Source organism: Sphingobacterium sp. UBA1897 (assembly GCF_002337775.1).
Classification (GTDB): domain Bacteria; phylum Bacteroidota; class Bacteroidia; order Sphingobacteriales; family Sphingobacteriaceae; genus Sphingobacterium; species Sphingobacterium siyangense.
On sequence record NZ_DDGR01000018.1, the window covers coordinates 667,694 to 688,653 of the forward strand.

Below are 20,960 nucleotides of genomic sequence, written 5' to 3' on the forward strand. Positions count from 1 at the left end.
TTAGAATTGGACATTTACTCCCAATGAGAATGTTCTCGCAACAGGATAAGGACTGGCAATATTTGTCGTTGTTGGATTACCTGTGGTCGAACTTACGCTCAATGCCTCTACGTTGTAACCTTTGATTTTGGAGAATGTATAGAGGTTACGGGCATTAATAAATGCTTTAATGGAAGAGAGATTCAATCTTTTTAGAAAATCGCCATCAAAGGTATAGCCCAAGCTAAAGTCCCTAATTCGCCAATAGGATGAATTGATATAATACGTATGGTTGTTTACTGGCGTGTATCCAGGGGATGGGATGTCTGTGTTTGTACGCTCCGGTGTCCAGTAAGGCATGTCAGCAAGATAATTGGCGCCGTTGTTAGGTAAGAAACGTTCGATGTTTTTGAAATCATCTATTTTCGTTCCACCAAATGCCCCATTCATAAAGAACGACAGGGAGAAATTTTTGTACGTGAAATCATTGCCTATACCGAGCGTATAAGGTGATATTTTGTTCCCCATCATGGTACGGTCATTGGCATCGATTTTACCGTCGTTGTTGAGGTCTGCTAACTTGGCATCGCCAGGTTTCGCTTTAGGTTGATAGGAGTTTGCGATGTCGTCGCCCTCTTGCCATACACCAATGACTTTATAGTCGTAGAAAATACGGATAGGCTTTCCGATTAACCAGGCATTGGTCAAATCATCTTTTCCGTCAGCACGCAGTTTGGTGATTTTATTGTTGTTATAAGCAAAGGTTGTATTTACATTCCATTGGAAATTGTCATTTTTGACAGGTATGGCATTCAAGGTAACTTCTATCCCTTTGTTGGAAGTTTCACCGATATTGGTCAAAATGGTGTTATAGCCGTTCATGACAGGGACCTGTTCACTTAATAAAAGATCCGATGTTTTTGAGGAGTAGTAGTCGATCGTTCCTGAAAGTCTATTTTTGAGAATCCCAAAATCCAAACCAAGGTTTAATGAAGCTGTCGTTTCCCACGTTAGATTGCTTCCACGTCCATTGAAATTCATCACAAGTCCTTTGACTGGATCAAGACCATAAATATAATCGACGTTGGTCAGACGGTCGTAAGTTTGATAAGGTGATACGGCCTGATTTCCATTTTTACCATAAGAAACACGAAGTTTTAACAAGTCGAAATAGTCCTGCACATTCCCTTCTTTAGAAACCACCCAGGCTCCTGCAACGGATGGGAAAAATGCATATCGGTTGTTTACAGAAAATGCACTATAACCGTCTGAACGACCTGTTAAGGTTAATAGGTAGCGATCCTTAAAGGCATAGTTGATTCTTCCCATATAGGAAATCATCGCTGTATTTTGAAGGTTGGATTCGATCTTAAGATTTTTAGAGGCAGAAGCCATGTTGTTATATCCGGCATCTGATACAAAATCGTCTCCATTCATTTTTGAAGTTTTCAAATTTGTTTTCTGGGAAGAATAGAGGCCCACGACATTGATCTTATGGTCACCAAAGGTACGGTCATAGGTCAAGAGATTTTCCCAGGTCCAGTCCCAGAAATGCTCATTGTAAATTGATCCGGTACCATTCACGCCGCGTCCTGTGACCGTATTTGAGCCATAGTAGGAGTTTTCGTTAATATTTCGGTAGTTGGTTCCGAAGGTGGTTTTGAAACTTAATCCTTCAATAGGAAGTTTTACATCAAGCCAAGTATTCGCATAGACCGTTCTTCTGGTCTGATCCCACTGGCCTTTTTCGTCTGCGAAAGGGTGTGCCCACAAGGTTTGTGCGTACATCGGGTACGTTACAGCAGTGCCATCGGCATCACGGTTTTTACTGTAAGGGGAAAGTTTTACAACACTTTCAAGGTTAGGCTGTACGCCGTCACGGTTCCCTTGAGAAGCCTGCATGGTCATTCCTAGCTTTAACCAAGAGCTTAAACTTTGGTTGAGGTTTAGATTGACATTATATCTTTCGTAGGGCGTGTTTTTTACCAAACCATCTTGATTTAGGTAGCTTACGGATGCATAATAATCGGATTTATCCGTTCCACCCGAAAAACTGAGTTGATGTTCCTGAATGGGAGCGCCACTATTGAATACTTCGTCCTGCCAATTAACTTCTTCCCCTTTTTTGTATTGTTCTAATACGTTGGCAAAAAGATAATTTTCTGGGTTGAGCTGATCGCCGGTTTTTCCTTTCGAAGCCTGGTAATCACGCATAAATTGGATGTACTGTGGGCCGTTCATCAATTTAAGGCGGCGTTCTACACTTTGAACCCCAAAATAGCCGTTGTAATTGATGCGTGCTTTCCCTGCGGCACCCTTTTTTGAGGTGATGAGGATAACGCCATTTGCAGCTCTTGAACCATAGATTGCGGTGGATGAAGCATCTTTCAGTACCGAGATACTGGCAATTGTATTGGAAGAGATATCACCCAGGGAACCACTAAAAGGAATTCCATCCAGGATAATTAGGGGGGCATTGGACGCGGAGATCGAGTTCTCACCGCGGATATTGATAGAAGCTGTTTCGCCAGGTTTGGCCGAACCGGAATTGATCGCCAGACCGGAAATCTTACCCTGAAGTTTATCGACAACATTCGGTGAATTTATTCGTTCCAGGGATTTTGCTTCCACTGTAGCGATACTTCCTGTCAAATCGCTCTTTTTCTGTTTACCATAACCTACGACCACAACTTCATCCAAAACATCCTCGGATTTTGTCAAGGTTATTTGTGCTGCTTGTGATACGGGAACTTCTTTCGCCGTAAATCCGATCGAGTTAAATGTTAGGATGGCGCTTTTTGAACTGACGTTCAGTGAGAAGATACCGTCTTGATTGGTTGTAGTTGCTGCTGCTTTACCTTTTTCAGAAACAGTAACACCGCTTATTGGTTTCCCCGTTTCGTCAACGACCTTTCCGGAGACGGCTTGCTGGAAGGGTGAACGACTGGTTATTGCAACCAAATTACGTGGATTTGCTACCCCGTAAATAGGTGCCGCTAATGACAAAATTGATAATGGTGTCAGCAGGATGAGATGACTCTTTTTGACCATAGGTGTGTAATTTAGATTCAGTAAGTGTTTAATGCGGCAATTATAAAGAAATAAAGCGTTGGCAATTCTATTGCTTCTTGGAACAAACGATTGCACGAACTACGAAAACGTTATAGAAATGGGGTTTTGTAATGAAAAATTGGAGCTAATGGAAGCTGATTTGTTCGGCTAGGAATTCCGATCGTTAATAACATGTGTGCGTCGAGCGCTTTTATGTTGTTCAGTTGTGTCATCAAGATGCCATACGTCGAAAAAAGGGATGAAATCGGTTAAAAGGGTCGTTTTTCTGCTCTTTTTTTAGTATTTTGGGGTAATTTGGTCTTTGTAGCCCATCCCGTCAGATACCAGCGGATTCGTTTAAGATTGATTTTTTGGGTAAATTTGTGTTTTAGTAGCTAAGGGCTGATGCTGTTTTTTCTAAAAGTCTTTGTTTTTTGTTAGAAAGAACCTTTAGCTTGTTTTCGTAATTGTTGTAAACAACGTTATGAAGCTTATATTATTAGTATTTATTTAAATAGAAGATTATGTCTATTGTAAGAGAGTCCGATCTGATTGGAATTGGAAAAAAATTTCAAATTGAAACCGATGCGGGAGACAATATGGTTGTTGTTATCCATGACGATGGCAGACGGGAACTTTATCGCTATGATGACGAGGAACATGAGTCACGTTGCGTCATGACACTCAATGACGATGAATCTCGGCAGATTGCGGGTATTATCGGTGGTTTGTCCTACAAGCCTAAAGCTTTGGAGACAATTGAAGTTGCTTTGGACGATTTACGCATTGAATGGTACAAAGTGGAAGGCAAAAATGAGGGGGCCGGAAAGACAATTGGAGAGCTGGAAGTTCGTCAACGAACAGGTGCATCGATTATTGCTGGCATACGGGATGATGATACGGTTATCAATCCAGGACCGTCTTATTTGATTAGCCCAGGCACCACACTTGTCATTGCTGGAAAGAAGAATAATATTAAACTTTTGAAGGAAATTTTACTGTAATTTATGCTATCACATACCTTAATACTGGAAATTGGAATCGCTGTAGGACTTGTTGCCATTGTTGGCCTAATAGCCAATAAGCTTAAGTTTTCTGTTATTCCATTTTTCATTATTATAGGAATGGTTTTGGGACAGCACGCTCCGCAGGTTGGTCTGGTGGATTTAACATTTACAGAAAGTAAACCCTTTATAGATTTCATGGGACGGTTGGGTGTATTATTCCTGCTGTTCTACTTGGGACTTGAGTTTTCGGTCAATCGCCTTATTAAATCCGGTAAAGCAATTGTGACCGGCGGGACAATTTACGTCTTATTGAACTTTACTTCAGGCTTGTTGATCGGATGGCTAATGGATATGCCATTTAAGGAGATGATGGTCTTATGCGGTATCATGACAAGTTCTTCCACGGCCATTGTCGCAAAGGTTCTTACAGATCTCAAACGTACGGCCAACCCGGAGACTGAGGTCATTATGGGGATGATTATGTTCGATGATCTGTTTATAGCGATGCATATCTCTTTCCTTTCAGGCTTGATACTGACAGGAAGCAGTTCGTTTTGGACGGTAGCAGGAACGTCCTTACTGGCCTTGGGATTTATATTGGCCTTTTTGATTTTGGGCAGAAAACTGGTGCCTGCGATTGATCGCTTATTGAAGGAGAAAACTTCTGAACTATTTATATTGATCATCTTTGCCTTACTGTTTATTGTAGCAGGTTTTTCTGAAACCATCCATGTTGCGGAGGCTATTGGGGCGTTGATGGCTGGCTTGGTGTTGGCAGATTCGCAATACATCAAAAAGATTGAATCGATGGTACTGCCTTATAAAGATTTTTTTGGGGCAATGTTTTTCTTTAGTTTCGGATTGTCTATTGATATTATGTCACTTGGGGGAGCTGTATTTTGGGCTTCGATTGCAGCACTGGTGACGGTGATGGGTAATCTTGCATCGGGGTATTTTGCAGCTAAATTTTCGGGCATGAAACCTAAAACTTCTTTTGATATTGGCTTTACCTTGTCTGCGCGGGGAGAGTTTTCCATTATCATGGCAAACATTGGTAAAGCAGGGGCTTTATTGCCCGTTATTCAATCCTTTGTGGTTGTATATGTGCTCATTCTTTCCATAGTATCCCCACTATTGACCAAAGAGTCCCGTAATCTGTGGAAATTACTTTTCGGTGCGGATACCAATAGCTCCAAGCCTTTGAAAAAGTTGAGTGATTTAGAAAATAAGCAGACCACTTAGACTTTCTAGATAAGAGAGAGTCTTATATGACTTATCATAAACAAAAAGGGATAATACGGTAATGTATCATCCCTTTTTGTTTATGATAGATATTGGATTTTACAAAAACCCTAATTCTAGCTTTGCTTCTTCCGACATCATGTCTTTTGTCCAGGGTGGATCAAATGTCAATTCGACCAATGCTTCTTTGACACCCGCGACGGCAGCAACTTTTTCTTGAACTTCATTCATGATTTCGCCTGCCACGGGACAGCCAGGAGCCGTCAGCGTCATTACAATCTTTGCAATACCCTCTTCCTTCGTAATGATTTCATAGACAAGCCCCAAATCCACAATATTTGCAGGTTTCAGTTCAGGATCATAAATTGTTTCCAGTACAGCTTGGATTTGTGGCGCTAGACCCAGTTTATCTAATACAATGATACTCATTTATTCAGTTTTTTATCGTGAATAGCGTTTTGATAGATCGCTAATAATTTCGCTTCATTTATTTCAGGAGTAAAATTACTAAAATAGTAAGCAATACAGGTCTTTCTTATCTCATCTTTTTCATTTGTCGTTTTTGTACTCCACTCCGTTAAACATTGGATGATATCGTTTTTGTTGTGGGGATCGAAAGTTTGTCCTGTTTTGCCGGGGATAATCAGTTCGGGGAGTGGGCCTAGATTTGAGCTGAGCACAGCTGTTCCGACTGAATAAGCCTCAAGAATCGTGATCGGCATACCTTCAAAACAAATCGATGGTACGAGTAGTGCCTGTGCTTTGGCTATCAGGGGAAGTATTTCTGACCTTTTTTTAAAACCGAGGTAGGAAATATTCGGCTGGTCTTTAATTCTTCTCAGGACCTCATTTTCGAGCGGACCGCCACCAATTAGCTGTAGTTGAAAATCTGTTCCGATAAAAGTATCGATCAGATTCAATATCCCCTTTTCATCTGAAAGACGACCGACGTATACGAAGTGGGCCTGTGTATCTTCGGGCGCTATTGCATTAGGGAAAACGAAGTTCGGTTTAATCTCGAACTTAGAAGACGGAAGGTGTATGGTCGATTCAACGAAGATGTTCTTTGCAAAAGAGCTTAAATTGATGTAGCGATTTACCTTTGCCCAAGTTCCAATTTTACGATGAAACCAGTAATTCAGTGCGAGAAGAAATGTTTTTACTATAGAGTTGTTAAATGCTTTTTGTCGAACGGCTGTCCACGGAAACTCCTCTTGGAGTGAGTCCAAAAAGAGGTGGTTGTGGTGGTACAGCGTCGCCGAAGGGCATAGTAAACGGAAATTATGCAAGGTCATGACCTGAGGGATGCCGAGTTTTGCAATCGTACGAACGATAATCGGGCCCGCTGCGTAATGGGTGTTGTGAACGTGAACGATGTCCGGTTTAAACGTCCGAATTATTTTTTTGACACGTTGAGCAGCGCAAATATTCCAAAAAGATCCTATTGTCTGTAATGCACCCTGCCAACCCTTTTTATTTTGAAAGGTTAGCGTTTGGACCTCATGTCCTTGCGCGAGGAGGGAAGATTCCTGCTGAAATACAGTGTCTTCACCACCAGGATCTTGATAAAATGTATGGATAATCAGTATGCGCATAATAAAAGACTTATACAAATGTACAATTTTGAGGTGACTTCCTTTAAAGGGACAAAATTGCCATTTCTATATGATTATTGCTATATTCGCAAGATTCGATCGTAAAGATATATGCAACATTTACAACAACTCGTGATAGAGGCGATAGAGACAAGTCAATTTCCTGAAACACCATCAAATTTATATGATCCGATACGGTATATATTGACTTTGGGCGGAAAGAGGGTTCGACCAGTGCTGACATTGATGGCTGCCGAATTATTCGGTATGCAAGAGATGGATGAAATTATCCCTGCTGCCAAGGCAGTGGAGTTTTTTCATAACTTTTCACTGATCCACGATGATCTGATGGATAAGGCTCCTTTAAGAAGGGGTAAAACGACAGTGCACGAAAAGTGGGATGCTAATATTGCTATATTGTCTGGAGACGGCTTGTTGGTCAAAGCTTATGAGGAAATTTCAAAGTGTAATCCTATTTACCTGCCTGCAACCTTGAAAATTTTGAGTAAAGTGGCTATGGAAGTATGTGAGGGGCAGCAATTAGATATGGATTATGAAAGTCGGGATTCGCTGACAATGCCTGAATATCTTGAGATGATCCGTCTTAAAACTTCGGTGTTATTGGGCGGAGCGTTACAGTTGGGTGCTATTTTGTCTGGAGCAGATGAGCAGCAACAGCAGCTGATCTACGATTTTGGAGAAAATGTCGGCTTAGCATTTCAATTACAGGACGATATCTTGGATGCCTATGGAGATCCAGATACCTTTGGAAAGATCGTTGGTGGTGATATCATGATCAATAAAAAAACCTTTTTATTGGTGAAGTTGATGGCGGTAATTTCGGACGACGATAAGATAGTCTTACAAGGCTTATTGGACACATCTATAGCGACTGCTCCATCAAAAGTAGCGGATATGCTTGCCTTATACGAGAAGTATGCGATTAAAAGTGCTGCTGACGAATTGAAAGATATATATACACAACGGGCATTTGAAAAAATGGAAGCATTGAATGTACCAAATGATCGCAAAGAAGCGTTATTAGTGTTAGCAAATAACCTTTTGGTAAGACAGCAATAAGTATAAATTCTATTAAAATTCGTATCTTGCCTGTAAATGTTTTTTTTGTAAGAAAATAATTAAATAAATTTTTAGATTACGTTCATGGAGCCTTTAAAAATCACCGTATTTCAAGCATATTTATTCTGGGAAAATATCGAGAAGAATCTAAATAATCTTGCATTGAGACTTTCCTCATTGCGTGAGAAAACGGATGTTATTATTCTCCCCGAAATGTTTAATACAGGCTTCACGAATAATGTCGAGAAATGTGCAGAACCTGCAAATGGACCTACAACAAGATGGCTATTTGAAATGGCAAGCTCACTTAACTGCGTTGTTGCCGGTTCTTTGATTATTGAAGAAGGCGGGAAATACTATAATCGTTTTGTATGGATGTTCCCTGATGGTAAATATGTCAAATATGATAAACGTCATCTTTTCGGACTATCTAAAGAAAGCGAGTACTTCGAGCCAGGAAATGAACGTATCCTGGTGGATATCAAAGGATGGAAAATTTGCCCAATGATCTGTTATGACCTTAGATTCCCAGTCTGGTCTAAAAATCAAAATGGCGCCTATGATATTTTAGTGTATACGGCCAGCTGGCCGGATAAGCGTTCTGCACATTGGAGAGCCCTTATCCCAGCGCGTGCGATAGAAAACCAAGCTTATGTTGTTGGGGTGAATCGGGTAGGTCATGATGGTAATGATATTTACTATTCTGGGGGCTCTATGTGTATATCGCCACTTGGTGACGTGGTATATTATAAACCAGAAGATGAGGACCTGTATACCTTTACCTTAAACCCAAATGACCTGTTGGAAGCACGTGAGAAATTTCCTTTCTTAAAAGATTCCGACTCTTTTACTATCGGATAACTTCCTCTAAATTAGGTATAATTGCAAGCATTTATTTTGTTTGTATCCTTTTTATTTATTAAATTCAGTCTAGTATAAATCAAATTGTTATGATTTATCAACATCTACTTATGACATGTTGATAAAATTTTGTTTGAGACAGCTATATTAAAGTGTAATTTAGGCTAACTATTAGCCAAAATACGTTTAGCTTTTTCTCATATTGGATTAAAGACGACGTTTTATTATTAAAATAAGTTGCGTAAACAACCATAACCATTATTCATATGTTAGACCAAGATTTAGTATCACAAGAGTATTTTTATAATTTCTTAACAGGGAAGTACTCAATAGCAGTTATGCGGAGATTACAGCGTAATCTCAAGGAGGCCGGGTTAAACATTACTTCTGAACAATGGAGTATCATGTATAACCTGTGGGTAGAAGAGGGGCTTACCCAGCAGGAGCTTGCTGTTCGCACATTTCGAGATAAACCAAGTGTCACTCGATTAATTAATAACCTGGAACGGGTAAATTTGGTTATCCGCGTTAATGATAAAAACGACAGACGGTCCAATCTGATCTATTTAACAAAAATAGGACGAAAGATGAAGGATGAAGGAATGAAGCAGGCAAAAAATACTATTGAACAGGCCTTAGGGGGCTTGGCCGACGATCAAATTGCCTTATCAAATACCATTCTGCATCGCGTATTGTTTAATTTGAAATAAAGATACTTAGTGGGGGGATTTTATAAGGGAACTATCAGGGTATAAAAAAGGTCCCCTATGTTGAATACATAGGGGACCTTTTTTATATGAATTTCTAGCAGTTAATCTTCGAAAAGTTTGCTCTCGAAATCTGTGTGGCTATTGACCAATTTGCCTTCAGTTCCGAAATAGATTTCCTGAAAACTTAGTGTCCGGATAGCATCTACCTTACGATAGAATTTATCTGCCGATACATCCGAAAGTGTTTTGAAACCACAAGCTTCCATAATTTCGACTGTAGCACGTAATGTGTTGCGGTGGAACTGAGCAACACGTACATATTTATCGTTTACGTCGAGTCCTTTGTATAAATGCGGCTGTTGCGTGGCAACCCCAACCGGACAGACGTCTTCATTACACTTAAGTGCTTGAATACAACCTAAAGCGAACATCATACCACGAGCACTATAACATGCATCTGCGCCTAAGGCAATGACTTTCAAGATATCGAAACCTGTTACAATACGGCTTGATACAATAACTTTAACATGTTTTTTTAAACCAAAAGCAATCAAAGTTTTCGTTACAAATGCCAATGCATCGTATAATGGCATCCCTAGGTTATCTGTAAACTCCAGTGGAGCAGCTCCCGTACCACCTTCTGATCCATCTACGGAGATAAAATCCGGGAAGATCTGCGTGTTTTGCATGGCGTGACAGATGTCGATAAACTCATGTTTATCGCCGATACAAATTTTGAAGCCGATAGGCTTCCCACCCGATAACTCGCGCAGCTGTTGTATGAAGTGCATCATTTCAGTCGGTGAGGAGAAAGCGCTATGTGCTGGAGGCGACATCACATCTGTTCCTGGAATGACGTGACGAATAGCCGCAACCTCAGGTGTATTTTTTGCCGCTGGAAGGATACCTCCATGACCAGGTTTAGCGCCTTGCGAGAGTTTCAACTCGACCATCTTCACGTTTTCACGATTGGATTTTTCTCGGAAGAGCTCCGCGTCAAATTTTCCTTCCTGATTCCGACAGCCAAAATAACCTGTACCCACCTGCCAAATTAAATCACCACCGTTGTTGTGGTAGTCACTGATTCCTCCTTCGCCGGTATTGTGTGCAAAGTTTTGAAGTGCAGCACCTTTATTTAATGCCGTTATTGCTGTTTTGCTCAATGCACCATAACTCATTGCTGAGATATTGAACACACTTAAGCTATAGGGTTTTTTACAGGCTGCATTTCCAACAGTGGTACGCAGATCGTGGTTTTCGATATGGCAAGGGAAAACAGAGTGCGCAGCCCATTCGTTCCCGACAGCCTGTGGATCAGTCTGCATACCAAATGCTACAGTTTCACGCTGATTTTTTGCACGTTGGTATACGATCGAACGCTGTCTTCTGTTAAATGGACGTCCATCCATGTCTGATTCCCAAAAATATTGTCTCAACTCAGGACGAATAGATTCGAAGATATAACGGAAATATCCAACTAAGGGATAATTTCGTAGGATGGCATGTTTGGTCTGGAAACTATGATATAACGCAATCAATAGCAATGGAAATGGGATGATAAGCAGCCAAAACCAGCTTGATGTAAATATAAATCCAAATGATACAATGATTAAATTAATCACAATCATTATTGAAAGAATGAGTTTTCTAACTTCCATAGAAAATACGATTGTTTAGTTTTAATTCGCTATTTTAATGTTTAGCCCAACTGATTATTTTATTACTCAATTAGCATTCCAAAATGCGCTTTTGGACGAAGCAAATGTACTAAAGTTCCTGAAGTAAATGGATATATTTACCCCTTGGAGGTAAGTTTTGATAAGTTTATAACCGTTTCTAACAAACTATTTTCTTTTAGTAATCTCCTGCGACAAAAGTTGATAGATTTGCTGTAAATCTGGTTTATTGCTAATAAATTGCAAATGTTTTTGCATTGTTGTGCTGTCCTGTCGGATCGCTGGTCCTGTCTGAACTGTTATTGGAATATGATTTTGCACTTTTTCTGCCGTCTCCAGGATGATTGGTTTAATTAGATCAAAGGACAAGTCGTTTTCTGCTAAGAGCTCGTAGGCCATCTGATAAAGGATGTTAGTAAAATTGTTGACCATAACCGAGGCAAGGTGGATGGCTAAACGCTGCTGGGAATTACAATAGATGCTCCGCGGTGCACATGTCTGTGCTAACTGAAGTAGCTCGGCACTATTTTCATCCGTGTTACCTTCAACACAAAGTGGGACGGTCGAAAAATCGACTGCTTTATTTTTGGATAATGATTGTGGGGGATAGATGACTCCCGCATTTTTAAATCCAGCCAGGACTGAAAGATCGGTTGCTCCCGAACAATGAATAACAACACCTTTTATATCTTTTGGTAGCGCTTCTACCAGCGACACAATGGCCCAATCGGTAACGGCAATGAGGTAAAGATCAGCATGTAGGTCTAGTTCAGATAGTTGGTCAATTGCTGCGCAATGAAGAGCAAAGGCCAATGCATTTGCATTGGCCTTTGTTTTACTGTAGATCTGAACGATATGATGTCCTGTTTTTTGAAACTGTTGTCCAAAATGCGTAGCGGCATTACCGCTTCCTAAGATCACAATGTTCATTATTTAAGTGCTTTTCGTTTCTCCTCTTTATTTCTTCTCACAATGGACATGATAAAACCAATGGTCATGACAATCGTTCCACACCAGAAAAAGTTGATGTATGGGAATTTAATGGCTTTAAATACGACCCATTTCTTTTCTGGAAGCGGCTTTTGATAAACCATGATTTCCAGTTTATCCTTGTCAGGTTTAATTCCCGTAAATCTGAATTTAAGCCCTTGCTCGTTGACATCTTTATTGAAGTCATAAACACCACCGTCTTTAATTAAGTAGATTGGTTGTACCTCATACTGTTTGTTGTCGGCCGAAAATACTTTTATTTTCAATCCAACCATGACATCACTAGGACCTTTTGGAATTTTCTCCAGGTGAGCTTCTTTGTTTAAGCCTTCAATGACATAATATCCATTGCGGTAGCGTAGGGTATCACCGATATTTACCTGATACGTTGCCGGCTCCTCGTAGTCTTCGAAACCAGTTTTGTCTTCTGCCGGAACTTTCGCATGTGTTGCCTGACTTTCAGCTGCAGCTGCGGTAATCAGTGTATACACGTCATGCGTGACATAATGTTTGGTCGCTGGAGTACCAATCAAACCGCCCATTTTCGCGTTGTTTTGTGCAAAAGGTTGCAGCACAAAATGCTCCTTCACTTTACCTGTTTCTTCGTCGATCCGCTCGTATTTTATTTTATAAAACGTATTTGGAGCCACAATGCTATCACCGATATAGGTTATTTTGTATTCCCCCATTTGTACAGGTTCACCTTCGGTCAAGAATAAATTGTCGCCAGGTTTCTCTACTTTGTCAAATCCCGATACAGCAATGTAACCTGTGTTGTTGACCGAGATGACCTCGTTGGTTGCTGCGGCCACCATGGCACCGATAAGTAGTAATCCAAAGCCGATATGGGCTACCGAAGAGCCGGCCAGCTTCCATTTACCTTTGACAGCATCACCCAATACACGGATATTCGCCAAAATACAGAAAATACTTGCGAAGGTGATCAAAATATAGATCAGGTTGGTATACGTCTTCGTAAAATAGACGACAGCAGCCGTTAGAATGAGAGACACAACCAACGATGCTACCGTAGAAGCCAAAAACTTGCGGCTATCGGTACGTTTGTATTTTAAAAATTGTGTAAATCCGGTTAAGATCATAACGATCACTGCAAAACCCGATTGCCACTTGTTATAATGTTGGATCGGATCCAAAGGTGGAGCTACCTTGGTGCCAAAGATCTTGTTGAACACTGGAATTGATGTTGAAGCAATGATCTGTGCGCATGCGACAGTCAATACCAAGGCGCCAATAAACATCCAGAATTCTCTTGAATAGATATCCTCATCCTTTTCTGTGATGGGCATCTCTTTCTTTTTGACGGTAAGAAATACGACCATGATTACCAAAAAGACAACATTGAATAAGATCAATTGTCCGCTCATTCCCAGATCGGTAAAGGAGTGTACAGAAGTCTCTCCAAGGACACCACTACGTGTCAGGTAAGATGCATAGATAACAAGTACAAAGCTGATCATCGCCAAAAATGTAGCGGTGAAGTAGGAGTGGCCTGAATTCTTATAAGCAATCATGACGTGGACAGCAGCAATCAGGGTAAACCAAGGAATAATTGATGCATTCTCTACCGGATCCCATGCCCAGAAGCCACCGAAGTTAAGTGCTTCATAAGCCCAGAATGAACCCATGATAATACCTGCGCCTAAAATCATCACGGCAAATAAAGCCCAAGGAAGTGCTGCATTGATCCATTCTTTGTATCGCTTGGTCCAAAGAGCACCGGTTGCATACGCAAAAGGAACAATCATCGACGCAAAGCCAAGGAACAGTGTTGGTGGGTGAATCACCATCCAGTAATTTTGAAGCAAAGGGTTCAAACCATTACCGTCGGTGATGAGTGAAAGATAATTAGCTTCTCTAAAGATTGGAATATCCATTGCTTCACGCAATAGGATAAACGGAGAGCTACCGATACGCAGACCGAAGATTTCCACACCAATAATCATGGAAGCTAAAAATGCTTGGCATAACATGACGAAAGTCATGACAGACGATTCCCAGCTTTTTGCTTTAAATAGCAAAACAGAACCTAATACTGTTTGCCAGAACATCCAGAGCCAAAAACTACCCTCCTGACCTTCCCAAAAACTGGAAATGATATAGTAGGTAGGGAGTGTCTTGGACGAGTGCGCCCAAGCATAATTATATTCAAAAAGATGATTGTATATAATATAAAATAAAGTTGCACCAATCGCCACTACGGAGACCGCATTAACCCAAAAGGCAATACGTGCAATTTTTTTCCATGAATTCTCTTCAGGGTATTTTGTTGCAAAAAAGTAACTGATACAAGATAGAAGTGCAGCACCAAAAGAAAGTACAATAAAGAATTGTCCGATCTGCCCTGGTAGCAGGTGCTCACCAACGTAATTAACGTCCATTGAAAATTGATTTTACGAATTAATTATTGAAAGCAGTAGCATTGATCTCGGTGACGACCGATTTATCGTTATATTTTGACGGACATTTCATCAATATCTTACTTGCCCTAAACACATTTCCGTCCATTTTTCCTGTCAATACAATTTGCTCTGAACGTTCAATATCTTGAGGTTTGGCGCCTCTAAAAATCACTTCACATTCTGTACCATCGTTGTCACGCATGAAAAACGAAAATTTGTTGGCGTCAGTTTTGGGATCATAATGAAGCGCTTTGTCTTTATTCAATTGACCTACCACATATAGTTCGGTTTTCTTTTCTTTAGCTTCGGTAAATGTCGAATAGGTACTTGAATCGGTATAGATAACAAGTATCATGGCAATTGCGACAGCAATGATAGCGATTAGAATAATTGAACTTTTTTTCATTTGTATTTACTTATTTTATAAGTGTTTGATCTCATCGTATAAATGAGCTCGTTTCACCCGGTTTGTTTTTTCTTAACGATGAATAGCTATTCCAATCTGCCAGATATCCTCCTGTTTTTTCAGAAAGATTATTACCCAAATCTGACAACGTTGTGCTCACTAAAATCCCAAATTGATTACATTTGAGACCTAATCGAATGCAAAATTACAAATAGATTCGCTAAGAAAGGAATAATGCAACTTTTCCATATTATTTATATCTATTCTAAATAGTTTGAATTAATTGGAAAAATAAGCTAGATTCGAATGCTTTTGGATAATTTGAAGTGAAATTTGCTATTTTGGTTCTAATGATATCGCATGAATTTTACAATTGCCTGTTAATATGAGTGTTGCTTTGCGATTTTTAGGCCTCTTTTGGGCTGTTATATTCCCCTGCTTTTTTGTTTTTGGACAGGTAAAATTCCGTAATCAGGAAATTGCTATCCAAAATGACAATGACGTTTATCTACTGACCGGTCAGGACCGCTATTATACCAATGGTATCAATATCAACTATAGGATTGCGTTGCCAGGGAAACCAGATAGTCAGACTTCAAATACGGTATTGGATTTTGAAATAGGCCAACGGATTTACAATGGTATCAGTATCATTGACTATAGACGGCAGGAAAAGAAATACGATAGACCATTTGCAGGTTACCTCTATTTTAGTGCTGGGATAACACGGTTTTTACCGCACGATCAGGTTGTTGAGTTTAAGACTGAATTGGCGCAGATCGGCCCTAAATCCTACGGTGAAGAAGCACAGAAGTTTATCCATCATCTCTTTGGGATGTACGAGGCGACAGGTTGGGATACGCAGCTTGGAAATTCCTTTGGTATTGATTTAAGTGCAACCTATAAAAAAGGACTATATCGCAGTCAAAATCAGCAATTCGATGTCGGAATTATAGGTGAGGGGACCATTGGATTAAATAATACCAATATGGGAATTGCGGCCCCGCTTCGGTTGGGGAAGCTGAAATCCTATCAGGCATCCACCTTTACACATGGGCATTTGACACAGGGAAGAGCGAACAATGATAAAGAATGGTATTTTGTCTATCAACCAAGCGTGTCTCGTATTTTTTACAGCGCAACGGTAGAAGGAGGGAGAGGTAAAAATGATCCCATAGGCAAATTATACACTATTCAGCCTTGGATGCTTAGTCACCGCATTGGTTTCAATTGGTCTAACCACAAGATCAATTACGGTATCAATTACATCTTCAATTCGAAAGAGCTCAAATCGGTGTTTCACCGGCATCAATATGGCGAGCTGTTTTTTGCCTACCGTTTTTGATCAGCCAGCCATAAGTAGGACCTACATGGATCCGCTTGATAGGATCTTCGTTGGTCCAGCGTTCAAATGTTTGTCGTTTGGAGATTGTTTAACCTGGGTTTTCGGGAATAGGGTCAGCCAGTTTTTGCCCGATCAATCTGGTGGTGAGCATAGCGGCCACGGTATCTCCAGTAGCATTGAGCATTGTTGCCAGGGGATCGACGAGGGTTGCTATGATCATAATGGAAGGGATCACCTCCGTTGGCATCTGATAAACCGATATGATCAGCATTTCTCCGATGTAGCCACCATTAGGAATACCTCCGGCTACGATGCTCACCAGTAACGTAATGCCAACCGCCATAATCAGATTGGCTGGATCAAAAAATTCCTTTCCGCTTAATAAAAGTGCGATATAGATTTTAAAGATACAGGCGATCGCGGATCCATGCTTGTGCAATGTTGTGCCTAGGGGAATGACGACACTAGCGACGCTGTCCGGGATTCCAATTTGCTTGGCTGCAAGTAAGTTGGCTGGCATGGTGGCGAGACTACTGCAGCTGCTCAATGCGGTCAAGGAAGGCAATATATTGTTTTGCCAGTAACGTTTAATTCCCTTTAGTCCGAATGCAAAAAAAGCGAATAAACTGAATACCGTGAAAAAATAGAAGATTCCAAAAAAGTAATATAGACCGATAGGTTTGGCATAAAAACCAAAAAGCTGAGGGCCTAATGTTCCAACCTGATAGGCAAAATATGCTCCCAAACCAATGGGCGCGAGGTTCATGACCATCACGAGCAGATTTCCCATCACAACATTGCCCGAGTTTATAAATTTACGGAAGGTCTCTGCAGATGCCCCTGATTTGCGCGTAGCAATGCCAACGAGGAACGAAAAGATGACAAAGGCCAGCATATTTTGTCGTGATAATAAACTTGAAAATTCGCTAACGGTTAAAAAGCGGACCATTTTTTCACCCCAAGAATCATGAACAACTGTTTCCATGATCTTGTTTGTTTGTTCGATAGGCAGTGGAGCATCTACTGGAAAGAGGTAAAGGAAGCAGATGCTTGACAGTCCGGCGACGACAATACCCAGTACAAATACGAACGACATCATGCCGATGATCCTTCCCAGTACACTGTCGCCATTGATATTCGCAACAGATGAGGATATGGCAAAAAACACCAATGGTATGACGCTGACAAAGAGGAGGTTTAGGAAAATGTCACCGATCGGTTTAAGATTGTTGACGATATGCGGAAAGAAGATGCCGATCAAACTTCCAATACTGATCCCAAGGAGTAGAAGTAAGATACTGCCGTAGTTCTGCACAAAAGTTTTTGTAGCGTATTTCATAGGTGTATGATTAGTTATTTCAAAAGGAGTTCATTCACATGGAAGAACTGCTTATATTGTCTTTGTATTTGGTCACATTGAGAATATCCAATGCTGTTGTATTGCTTGCGCTTGTTAGGTTTGGATATTTCATTAGGTTTTGTGAATATTTTGTATTTAAATTGCTAAAATAGTGTTTTTCTCGAATAGGTCTATTAAAACGAGCTGAATTTATGCGTGTTTGTTCATTTTTGTTTTACCTTGCTGAAAAAATCCGCTTTTTGCCGACCTTGTTATCTTACTGAAAACTTTTTTTGTCGAGGTATCCATCATCTCTGCACGCTCGGTATTAATATGTATTTTTCATTTGGAAGTCGATGTACTGCTTAATTGGTTGACATCTCCTTCAGGCTACGCTGATAGATGGTCGTGCTTCGGAAATCATGAGGATTTTGATACACGCATCGGCTTTTTTATCTTTGGACAGTAGCAGTGACTAAGTGTCATGGACAAGGAGTAGGCCATTCGTTTGGCGTCTGTTTCTTCATTTGGACGTCATGTGTGAAAATTAGAACTTAAAGTATTTTTATAAAAATGGAATTTGTAACGACAGGAGATGGCTCGAAAACGTTGTTTAATGCAGAAATAGGTGAATGTTATCATTCGAAACATGGTGCGGTGCAAGAAAGCAGGCATGTTTTTATAAAAACAGGGCTCGAACACTATGTACAAACGACAGGAGCGACCGACGTCGGTATCTTGGAGGTGGGGTTCGGAACAGGCTTGAATTTTTTGCAAACAGCTGACTTTCTTAGCGATAAATCCGTTCAGGTGGAATACGTCGGGATAGAAGGATTTCCTTTGCCTTTGTCTACTATTGCTGCAACGGGCTATGAGGCGACGGTAGATCCGACCGTGTGGGCAAGCTATTTGAATGCATACGAGCAGGCTTTGACGGAAAACGTACGGATTAACGAGTACTTAAAGCTTCATATTGACCATACCTTATTGATGAATTTCCAGTCGGATCGCTTGTTTGATGTCGTTTATTTTGATGCTTTTGCGGCAGTGCATCAGCCTGAGATGTGGAATGATGCTGCGTTGGGACATATCGCGCAGTTTGTTAAACCGGGTGGTGTCTTTGTGACCTACGCTATTACCGGGAACCTCAAACGCAGTATGAAAGCATTGGGATTTTCAATAGAAAAGGCGCCTGGTGCACCAGGCAAGCGAGAAATGCTTCGTGCAACGAAGTTGTAGTGGATAATTCTTATATCATAGCATGAAGGGTCGAATAACCGCCGTATCGTTTGTACTTGTGCCCCCAACGATATCGTTCATGTGTATAAACTGCCGTGACTTTAAAGTATATGCGGTAAATAAAAGAATTATTTGCCGCAAAAAAAGGCGAATACTCCGTTTATTCCCTGCTTGTTAAAAATATCGATTTATTTAGGATTCAATAGCAAATGCGGCAACAATAGCAGCTGGATGAAATTCTTTATTGTTAAGTAACAGGTGTTTTTGACGTAACAATTTGTAATATTCTATATTCATGCCCACGATTATTGTCTCGGCGTTTTTATAATCCATATCAAAAATAAGCTCCTCAAGCTCGATTATTTTGTCTGATCGATGAAGGTTAAGTTCAATCTCGTGGCAATAAAAATGGATATGCTGCTGTAGCTCGAAGTTAAATACGGCGACGGTAAAATTTATTGCCAGTGCGTCGCAATGTTTTGGTAATACGATGTCATGGCGAAGGTCGAACTTTGGAAATCGAATATGGACCTGCTTATCCAATAAGCTAAGATCTGGGTCAAAATGCATAAAATCATGGATGTGGCATTTATCGTTGAATTGAAAATTGACTAAACGATCTATTTTTCCCCCATGAATGGTTTTCATTCCAGTGGGACGCCCATTTGGACGGACCACTCTTTTGAGCTGTGTGATTAACCTGTTGTGCATGTCGCTATCATGCATGTTCAAATGTATATCCCCCATGAATTCCCTGATTCGGGCACCGGCGGTGCTGATATGTCCAAAATCTGATCCAATAGCTTTTTTGGCCGGAGTCGGTTTCTTTACAGGTTTCGGTATCGTCTGTACGATTGTTTGTTCATTTGATTGTCGAAAGACGATATTTCCAACGGCGCCTTTCAGATTTCCATTTTTTAATGTTGCCATAGAATAAAATTACTTGTTAAGTTGCTTAAAAACAATTTGTTGTTAATTTTTGGGGAAATGGAAATTGCTGTTCGACTCCTATTGGAGATTTGGAAATAGGAAGCAAAAGGACGCTGTGGAATTTGTAAAAAATACGCCACCACAGTTAGGGATCTTTCTAAATTGTATGATCGTTGTATACACTTCGAGAAAGCTTCGGAATAATTTCGTAACAGCTTCGGGACAACGACGTGATAGGCTCGACATGCTAGCGGCATGAGTACGATATGTGTCCGTGTTGTCTCCGAGTTAAAGACGGAATGAAGGCTAAAGCATAATGGAGGGAAGACACACTGATATATTTAAAGGCCGGTTAACAAGCTGATGTAATTATCGATGTAATGCAGTTTGTCTTTGGATTTATATTGCTGGATATAGCGAGGATGGTCTAAAATGGTCATTTTTCCAAAGAGCTTTTCTTCATTATTGATTTTAGCAAGAAAGGTTGCATTTTTCTTTCCGAGCACAAAGACCTCATCCGTCGCTAAGCCTATGGAAATGTGCTGTTTTAGGGAATCGATCATAAAGTGTTTGACCATATCAAAAAGTTGCTTGTCGTCGTAATAATTTGCATTGATCCAGTTGTTGGGCTTTGTTTCTCGCACAATCGCGAGAGGAAATGGCGAATTGATGTAAAACTGTTTGTAGAAGATCTCTGGGCCACCATAAGCTTCAATCATATCGTACATAAAAACCGAAGATATTTCATGGGTATGTGCAGATTGCATCTCTATTCCACATGCACTAACTAATCTTTTGGTGTCTGTAAAAGGAACTCCCGTTACACCAGCACCGTGTCTGCTCGGATTAATGCCGATAATGAATTTTCTGGTTAGATTATCATTGTAATATTTCTGGTAGAACTGTTCCATTACGACTAATGTTTCGGGGTTATCAAGGTAGGGGTTGATAACATTGAATTCTGGGGGAAGACTTCCTTGATAATGAAGGTGTTTATTGAATAAAACTACTTTTTCTGCAAATGTTAGCATCGTTCGTGTGTTTAAAAACAAAATACGATTTTTAAAGAACAAAAAAACAAAGCCGGGTG

Annotated in this window: 17 protein-coding genes; 7 read left to right on the top strand and 10 right to left on the bottom strand. The window is 40.4% G+C overall.

Annotated features, from left to right (window positions below; all coding sequences use genetic code 11):
* The gene (locus B4N43_RS10910) at positions 1 to 3,030 is read right to left on the bottom strand and encodes a SusC/RagA family TonB-linked outer membrane protein (protein WP_286734626.1); all 3,030 of its coding nucleotides are present in this window, start codon (positions 3,028 to 3,030) and stop codon (positions 1 to 3) included.
* Between the two features lie 524 nt (positions 3,031 to 3,554).
* Here B4N43_RS10910 and B4N43_RS10915 point away from each other — a divergent pair.
* Together B4N43_RS10915 and B4N43_RS10920 are read left to right on the top strand one after the other, a co-directional pair.
* The gene (locus tag B4N43_RS10915) at positions 3,555 to 4,034 is read left to right on the top strand and encodes a cation:proton antiporter regulatory subunit (RefSeq protein WP_046672804.1); all 480 of its coding nucleotides are present in this window, start codon (positions 3,555 to 3,557) and stop codon (positions 4,032 to 4,034) included.
* A gap of 3 nt (positions 4,035 to 4,037) precedes the next feature.
* Positions 4,038 to 5,279 carry a cation:proton antiporter gene (locus tag B4N43_RS10920; protein WP_088163023.1) on the top strand — a complete coding sequence of 414 codons (1,242 nt, stop codon included), beginning with the start codon at positions 4,038 to 4,040 and terminating at the stop codon, positions 5,277 to 5,279.
* Positions 5,280 to 5,378: 99 nt separating this feature from the next.
* Here the strand turns inward: B4N43_RS10920 and B4N43_RS10925 are convergent, their stop codons facing one another.
* Positions 5,379 to 5,708, bottom strand: a complete 330-nt coding sequence (locus tag B4N43_RS10925; RefSeq protein ID WP_046672802.1) for a metal-sulfur cluster assembly factor — start codon at positions 5,706 to 5,708, stop codon at positions 5,379 to 5,381.
* Positions 5,705 to 6,874, bottom strand: coding sequence for a glycosyltransferase family 4 protein (locus B4N43_RS10930; RefSeq protein WP_286734628.1), 1,170 nt, complete (start codon positions 6,872 to 6,874; stop codon positions 5,705 to 5,707). Before B4N43_RS10930 ends, B4N43_RS10925 begins: the two co-directional genes overlap by 4 nt.
* Positions 6,875 to 6,985: 111 nt before the next feature.
* Here B4N43_RS10930 and B4N43_RS10935 point away from each other — a divergent pair, with 111 nt between their 5' ends.
* The 3 genes from B4N43_RS10935 to B4N43_RS10945 all read left to right on the top strand — a co-directional run bounded on the left by B4N43_RS10935 (position 6,986) and on the right by B4N43_RS10945 (position 9,525).
* On the top strand, positions 6,986 to 7,954 hold the full coding sequence (locus B4N43_RS10935) for a polyprenyl synthetase family protein (RefSeq protein WP_145329940.1): 969 nt from the start codon (positions 6,986 to 6,988) through the stop codon (positions 7,952 to 7,954).
* Positions 7,955 to 8,038: 84 nt separating this feature from the next.
* Positions 8,039 to 8,815, top strand: a complete 777-nt coding sequence (locus B4N43_RS10940) for an amidohydrolase (protein ID WP_046672799.1) — start codon at positions 8,039 to 8,041, stop codon at positions 8,813 to 8,815.
* A gap of 266 nt (positions 8,816 to 9,081) precedes the next feature.
* Complete coding sequence (locus B4N43_RS10945; RefSeq protein WP_070560735.1) at positions 9,082 to 9,525, top strand: MarR family winged helix-turn-helix transcriptional regulator; 444 nt, start codon at positions 9,082 to 9,084, stop codon at positions 9,523 to 9,525.
* A gap of 101 nt (positions 9,526 to 9,626) precedes the next feature.
* On the opposite strand, the gene B4N43_RS10950 is transcribed toward B4N43_RS10945, so the two are convergent.
* The 4 genes from B4N43_RS10950 to B4N43_RS10965 all read right to left on the bottom strand — a co-directional run bounded on the left by B4N43_RS10950 (position 9,627) and on the right by B4N43_RS10965 (position 15,017).
* A complete protein-coding gene (locus B4N43_RS10950; RefSeq protein ID WP_120333658.1) occupies positions 9,627 to 11,183 on the bottom strand; it encodes an FMN-binding glutamate synthase family protein in 1,557 nt (518 codons plus the stop codon).
* A gap of 186 nt (positions 11,184 to 11,369) precedes the next feature.
* Positions 11,370 to 12,131: a Rossmann-like and DUF2520 domain-containing protein gene (locus B4N43_RS10955; protein WP_286734631.1), complete on the bottom strand. Its 762-nt coding sequence runs from the start codon at positions 12,129 to 12,131 to the stop codon at positions 11,370 to 11,372.
* Positions 12,131 to 14,590: a heme lyase CcmF/NrfE family subunit gene (locus tag B4N43_RS10960; RefSeq protein ID WP_088163019.1), complete on the bottom strand. Its 2,460-nt coding sequence runs from the start codon at positions 14,588 to 14,590 to the stop codon at positions 12,131 to 12,133. The genes B4N43_RS10955 and B4N43_RS10960 overlap by 1 nt, the downstream gene beginning before the upstream one ends.
* A gap of 19 nt (positions 14,591 to 14,609) precedes the next feature.
* Positions 14,610 to 15,017, bottom strand: a complete 408-nt coding sequence (locus B4N43_RS10965; protein WP_046672794.1) for a cytochrome c maturation protein CcmE — start codon at positions 15,015 to 15,017, stop codon at positions 14,610 to 14,612.
* A 385-nt stretch (positions 15,018 to 15,402) separates the two neighbouring features.
* On the opposite strand from B4N43_RS10965, the gene B4N43_RS10970 reads away from it, so the two are divergent.
* Positions 15,403 to 16,362 (top strand): lipid A deacylase LpxR family protein, encoded by a 960-nt coding sequence (locus B4N43_RS10970; protein WP_286734633.1) that lies wholly within the window; start codon positions 15,403 to 15,405, stop codon positions 16,360 to 16,362.
* An 88-nt stretch (positions 16,363 to 16,450) separates the two neighbouring features.
* On the opposite strand, the gene B4N43_RS10975 is transcribed toward B4N43_RS10970, so the two are convergent.
* A complete protein-coding gene (locus tag B4N43_RS10975; RefSeq protein ID WP_070560724.1) occupies positions 16,451 to 17,701 on the bottom strand; it encodes a dicarboxylate/amino acid:cation symporter in 1,251 nt (416 codons plus the stop codon).
* Positions 17,702 to 18,274: 573 nt separating this feature from the next.
* Between B4N43_RS10975 and mnmD the strand changes: the two genes are divergently transcribed.
* Positions 18,275 to 18,940, top strand: a complete 666-nt coding sequence (gene mnmD / locus B4N43_RS10980) for a tRNA (5-methylaminomethyl-2-thiouridine)(34)-methyltransferase MnmD (protein WP_286734634.1) — start codon at positions 18,275 to 18,277, stop codon at positions 18,938 to 18,940.
* Between the two features lie 192 nt (positions 18,941 to 19,132).
* On the opposite strand, the gene B4N43_RS10985 is transcribed toward mnmD, so the two are convergent.
* Together B4N43_RS10985 and B4N43_RS10990 are read right to left on the bottom strand one after the other, a co-directional pair.
* Positions 19,133 to 19,870: a hypothetical protein gene (locus B4N43_RS10985; protein WP_286734636.1), complete on the bottom strand. Its 738-nt coding sequence runs from the start codon at positions 19,868 to 19,870 to the stop codon at positions 19,133 to 19,135.
* Positions 19,871 to 20,211: 341 nt separating this feature from the next.
* On the bottom strand, positions 20,212 to 20,960 hold a 749-nt coding region (locus B4N43_RS10990; protein ID WP_349677178.1), incomplete at its 5' end, for an SMUG2 DNA glycosylase family protein.

What these genes read in the sequence shown, in the direction of transcription:
- B4N43_RS10925 (WP_046672802.1), bottom strand. Translation starts at nt 5,708, where the DNA reads ATGAGTATCATTGTATTAGATAAACTGGGTCTAGCGCCACAAATCCAA.
- B4N43_RS10970 (WP_286734633.1), top strand. Translation starts at nt 15,403, where the DNA reads ATGAGTGTTGCTTTGCGATTTTTAGGCCTCTTTTGGGCTGTTATATTC.
- B4N43_RS10975 (WP_070560724.1), bottom strand. Translation starts at nt 17,701, where the DNA reads ATGAAATACGCTACAAAAACTTTTGTGCAGAACTACGGCAGTATCTTA.
- B4N43_RS10960 (WP_088163019.1), bottom strand. Translation starts at nt 14,590, where the DNA reads ATGGACGTTAATTACGTTGGTGAGCACCTGCTACCAGGGCAGATCGGA.
- B4N43_RS10910 (WP_286734626.1), bottom strand. Translation starts at nt 3,030, where the DNA reads ATGGTCAAAAAGAGTCATCTCATCCTGCTGACACCATTATCAATTTTG.
- B4N43_RS10935 (WP_145329940.1), top strand. Translation starts at nt 6,986, where the DNA reads ATGCAACATTTACAACAACTCGTGATAGAGGCGATAGAGACAAGTCAA.
- B4N43_RS10945 (WP_070560735.1), top strand. Translation starts at nt 9,082, where the DNA reads ATGTTAGACCAAGATTTAGTATCACAAGAGTATTTTTATAATTTCTTA.
- B4N43_RS10965 (WP_046672794.1), bottom strand. Translation starts at nt 15,017, where the DNA reads ATGAAAAAAAGTTCAATTATTCTAATCGCTATCATTGCTGTCGCAATT.
- B4N43_RS10920 (WP_088163023.1), top strand. Translation starts at nt 4,038, where the DNA reads ATGCTATCACATACCTTAATACTGGAAATTGGAATCGCTGTAGGACTT.
- B4N43_RS10985 (WP_286734636.1), bottom strand. Translation starts at nt 19,870, where the DNA reads ATGGCAACATTAAAAAATGGAAATCTGAAAGGCGCCGTTGGAAATATC.
- B4N43_RS10915 (WP_046672804.1), top strand. Translation starts at nt 3,555, where the DNA reads ATGTCTATTGTAAGAGAGTCCGATCTGATTGGAATTGGAAAAAAATTT.
- mnmD (WP_286734634.1), top strand. Translation starts at nt 18,275, where the DNA reads ATGGAATTTGTAACGACAGGAGATGGCTCGAAAACGTTGTTTAATGCA.
- B4N43_RS10940 (WP_046672799.1), top strand. Translation starts at nt 8,039, where the DNA reads ATGGAGCCTTTAAAAATCACCGTATTTCAAGCATATTTATTCTGGGAA.
- B4N43_RS10955 (WP_286734631.1), bottom strand. Translation starts at nt 12,131, where the DNA reads ATGAACATTGTGATCTTAGGAAGCGGTAATGCCGCTACGCATTTTGGA.
- B4N43_RS10950 (WP_120333658.1), bottom strand. Translation starts at nt 11,183, where the DNA reads ATGGAAGTTAGAAAACTCATTCTTTCAATAATGATTGTGATTAATTTA.
- B4N43_RS10930 (WP_286734628.1), bottom strand. Translation starts at nt 6,874, where the DNA reads ATGCGCATACTGATTATCCATACATTTTATCAAGATCCTGGTGGTGAA.